This is a genomic window from Pseudoalteromonas sp. SR41-4 (assembly GCF_014163985.1).
Taxonomy (GTDB): Bacteria; Pseudomonadota; Gammaproteobacteria; order Enterobacterales; family Alteromonadaceae; genus Pseudoalteromonas; species Pseudoalteromonas rhizosphaerae.
Genome location: NZ_JACJEI010000070.1, coordinates 1 through 1,829, shown reverse-complemented (window position 1 = coordinate 1,829; position 1,829 = coordinate 1). Strand labels below are relative to the sequence as shown.

The window sequence follows — 1,829 nt, the reverse complement described above, 5'->3', positions numbered from 1 at the left end:
CGATAAATTTACACCCTGTAGGAAATGGCTTTAGCCATGAGTTTTTAAACCCCGCCGACTCTTAACCCTAACACTGTGCTTGGTTTAATCTCTACCTAACACCTAACACCTAACACCTAACACCTAACACCTTTAACATTTTCGCGGTGGCAAGCCACTCGCCTACACGTAATTAAACACCTGAATACAATTTAACACTGTAGGCGTTAAGCTTGCTGACGCGTGTTCATTAATATATTTGTGAATAAATCAATTAAACAATTTTTACCACCGAGAGCACCGAGGCGCTTCGCGCTACACCGAGAAAGTAAAGTTAAGCCTAACACCTAGCCACTTCCCTAGAACCTTTAAAATCTTTCGCGGCTGAAGCCGGCTCCTACGATAAATTTAAACCCTGTAGGAAATGGCTTTAGCCATGAGTTTTATAAACCGCGCGGCATCAAGCCCCGCCTACTCTTAACCCTAACACTGTGCTTGGTTTCATTGAATCACAACAGTTTAATCTTTACCAAAACCTAACACCTAAAACCTAAAACCTAACACCTAGAACCTTTGTCTTCCTAGCCCCTAAAACCTAAATCTCACACAGCTTTTAAATGGTTTGGTTTTTTAGGATTAACTAACTCTGTAACAAAGCTTGTAAAGTCAACGCCTAAATTTTCATCACGCATGCTGTATTCAACAATTGCTTTTAAATAACCTAATTTATCACCACAGTCATGAGCTCGGCCACTCATATGGAATGCCTCAACCGTTTCAATTTTCATCAACATATCAATAGCGTCAGTTAATTGAATTTCCCCCCCTGCGCCAACCGGAGTTTTATCAAGTAATTGCCAAATAGTTTTTGACAGCACATAGCGGCCAACTACAGCAAGGTTTGATGGTGCATCTTCAGCACTTGGTTTTTCAACCATAGTTTTTATTTTTGCACTTTCACCCGCAGTAATTACAGCGCCATTTATATCAGCAATGCCGTACTTGCAGACATCTTGCTCAGGTACAGGCTCAAGCATAATCTGGCTTGCAGATACCGCTTTGAAACGCGTTATCATTGCCGCTAAATTTTCAGTTTTTTGATCTGCAGTATATGCATCAAGTATTACATCAGGCAGTAAAACCACAAAATCATTATCACCAATGATTGGTTTTGCACATAATACAGCATGCCCCAAACCTTTAGCTTCACCTTGGCGTACGTGCAAAATAGTTACATCAGGCGGGCAAATAGAGCGCACTTCATCAAGTAACTTACGCTTTACGCGCTTCTCAAGTGTCGCTTCAAGCTCAAAGCTAGTATCAAAATGGTTTTCAATCGCATTTTTAGAGCTGTGGGTTACAAGCACAATTTCTTTAATACCGGCCGCAACACACTCATTAACAATATATTGAATAAGTGGCTTATCAACTAAAGGTAGCATTTCTTTAGGGATTGCTTTAGTCATTGGCAACATGCGCGTACCAAGTCCAGCAACAGGGATAACAGCTTTCATAGTTAGTCCTTTATTTAATATTTAATTTAATCAGTTTCAATCTAACAGCACAAAGCTTTATAGGGAGTGAATGAGTTAGGGCTTCGGGCTTCGGCCTTCGGGCTTCGGGTTTCGGGCTACGGGCTTCGGCAAAATTATAAACACTATTTGCACAAAGAGAAGATAAAGAGAAAACAAAAGCCACGCTTCGACCAACGAGTTCCTAGGCACTTACCTACCACTTAGTACCTTTAACCTTTTAGCCGTGGCCAGCCATCCTCCTACGATAAATTTACAACCTGCAGGAAATGGAATTAGCAATGAGTTTTTAAACCCCGCTGACTCTTAACCCTAACA

1 protein-coding gene is annotated in these 1,829 nt (G+C 41.0%); it reads right to left on the bottom strand.

The genetic code is table 11. From position 1 onward, the window contains the following. Positions 1-581: 581 nt before the first annotated feature. On the bottom strand, positions 582-1,493 hold the full coding sequence (gene galU, locus H5180_RS23255) for a UTP--glucose-1-phosphate uridylyltransferase GalU (RefSeq protein WP_182759250.1): 912 nt from the start codon (positions 1,491-1,493) through the stop codon (positions 582-584). Positions 1,494-1,829: the final 336 nt, after the last annotated feature.

Bases quoted from the DNA above. Each gene is read 5' to 3' on its own strand.
- galU (WP_182759250.1), bottom strand. From the start codon at position 1,493: ATGAAAGCTGTTATCCCTGTTGCTGGACTTGGTACGCGCATGTTGCCA.